General features: G+C 43.7%; 1 protein-coding gene. It reads left to right on the forward strand.

What is annotated here, in order from left to right:
• Positions 1-137: 137 nt before the first annotated feature.
• Positions 138-2,381, forward strand: a complete 2,244-nt coding sequence (locus CK1_RS08000) for a leucine-rich repeat protein (RefSeq protein WP_306288842.1) — start codon at positions 138-140, stop codon at positions 2,379-2,381.
• The last annotated feature ends 116 nt before the right edge of the window (positions 2,382-2,497 follow it).

Raw genomic sequence — 2,497 nt, forward strand, 5'->3', positions numbered from 1 at the left:
TTTTTATTTAGGAAACCTGCATCTGGAAACGGATGCAGTTTTTTTTGCTGCCTAAAAATATCTGTAAAAAAGGAATCCGGATAGAATATATTGTGTTTATATGTTATGATAGAAGAAAATGGAAGGAGCATAGTCATATGAGAAGAAAAAGTGCAGGAAAAAAGCTCATGGCCGTACTTATAGCGGCAAGCCTGGCGCTGACTCCGGCAGAGCTGACAGTGGCGGCAGAAATGGAACCAGAGGGTGAGGAAGCAGCATTTTTGGCAGAAGAAAGTGTAGATACTGCATCCTCAGATCCGGAAGATATTGCAGAGGCGGAAGCAGATATCACAGATGGATCGGCTACTATAGAGGAACAGGAAACCACAGATACAGATACCGGGAACAACGTACAGGAGAATGCGGAAACAGGCGTAATGGAGTCTGGTGAAGAAGCACCAGAGGGTACTGCAGAAGAGGAAGATCCGGAGACTCCGGAAGCGGCAATGGATGCAGCCGAAGCGTTGGAGGAATGCGAACAGGAAGAAGAAAATATAGCTTTTGATGATGGAACGAAGGATGCAGTGCAGGCATCAGCAGAATACTCTGACGGAAAATTTACGTGGACACTGGATGGGAATGGAACACTGACCATTACGGGAAATAACACGGAGCTGACAGAAAATGAGGTATCTGAAAGTGCTTTGAAGAATGCAGGTATTGATTTTTCTAGAGTAAATAAGCTTGTAATCGGGAATGGGATCACAGGCTTTGATAGATGGGGCATGTGGAATCTGAAAAAATATATTAAGGAACTGGAAATCCATGGAAATGCAGGCATGAATATGCCGGAGCAATGCTTTTACGATGTGCCAAATATAGAGAGTGTGGTGATATCCGGTGCAGTGGATGTGCCGAGAGATATGTTTGGAAAATGTACCGGGCTGAAAAAGGTTACATTAAAAAATGGAGTGAGGTCTATTGGAGAGGATGCCTTTCGAGATTGCAGCAGTCTGGAGAGTGTGATATTTGAGAATACAGTATTGGAAAAAATCAGTGACGGAGCATTTTGGGGCTGCAGTGCGCTGAGTTCTATTGCGTTACCGGATTCCGTAACAGAAATAGAAAGGAATGCATTTTTCGAGACCGGACTCAGAAATATCCAGCTTCCGGAAAAACTGACGCTGATAGGAGGAGGGGCATTTTGTAACTGCAAAAATCTGAAGCAGGTACAGCTTCCGCCTCAATTAAAAGAGCTGGGTGAGGGTGCATTTTTTAACTGCGAAAATCTGGCACAGATCCAGCTTCCGTCTCAGTTAAATAAATTAGGAGGAGATGCATTCAGAGATTGTACATCCTTGGATAAGATTGACATACCTGCCGGTCTGAAGCAGATCGAGTCTGCCACATTTTGCAATACCGGGCTGACCAGTGTGACCTTACATGAGGGACTGACTAAGATCGAAGATTGGGCGTTTCATGATTGCCTTAAGCTGAAAAAGATCCGTATTCCGAAATCAGTTACAGATATTGGCGAACTGGCATTAGGAATACGTTATAACATGGGAAATGGTGCAGAGGAAGTTATTCCCGGTGGTTTTACAGTAGAAGGTTATACAGGCTCGGCAGCGGAACGATATGTAAAGAGAATGCATCAAAGTGAAAATTTATATCATGTATTTTTTAAAGATGTGAAATTTGTTTCCATTGGTGGACAGACTGCAGCGGTTACCAATATCAGCAAAACAAAGATATCCGCACTTAAGACCAGGGCCTTTACCGGAAAGCCGCTGACCCAGGCACTCACCATAACCTACGGCGGTAAAAAGCTTGTAAACGGCAGGGATTACACCCTTACCTGGAAGAATAATAAAAACATCGGAATTGCATCCGTTACTATCAAAGGAAAAGGAAAATATAATGGTTCTGTTACAAAAAAATTCCGGATCACGGTTCAGAAAAACGCGGTCTATACAGTCAGCAGGCTGAAATATAAGATATCCAATGCAGACACGTCCGGCAAGGGAACTGTAGTCTTTACCGGAGCTACGGACAAGGCAGCAAGAAAGGCCCTTACGATCCCGACAACAGTAAAGATCGGAGGAAAAAATTTCAGAGTGACAGCCATTGGAGGTTCTGCAATGAGCGGAGCAAAGAAACTGACAACAGTGAAAATCGGAGCGAATATAATGACAGTAGGTGCGAAAGCCTTCTACGGCTGCAGTAAGCTCTCCAATGTAACGATCTTTGGCACAAAGCTTACGACAGCGAAGACCGGAGCCAATGCATTTAAGGGAATCCGTTCCAACTGCAGATTTAAAGTACCGGCTTCCAGGGTAAGCGCATACAAAAAACTCCTTCGTGCAAAAGGTGCCGGACCAAAGATAATCGTGACAAAATAACAGAAAAACCGAAAAATAGAAAACTTTTGAAAAAAGGTGTTGACATACAAGATCCACTTTGCTATACTATCACTTGTCGCGAGGGAGAAAATAAAAAATCCCAAGGAAATGCGGTC

This window comes from Ruminococcus sp. SR1/5, assembly GCF_000209835.1.
GTDB lineage: Bacteria > Bacillota > Clostridia > Lachnospirales > Lachnospiraceae > Blautia_A > Blautia_A fusiformis.

Coding starts and splice junctions, on each gene's coding strand:
- CK1_RS08000 (WP_306288842.1), top strand. CDS start 138: ATGAGAAGAAAAAGTGCAGGAAAAAAGCTCATGGCCGTACTTATAGCG.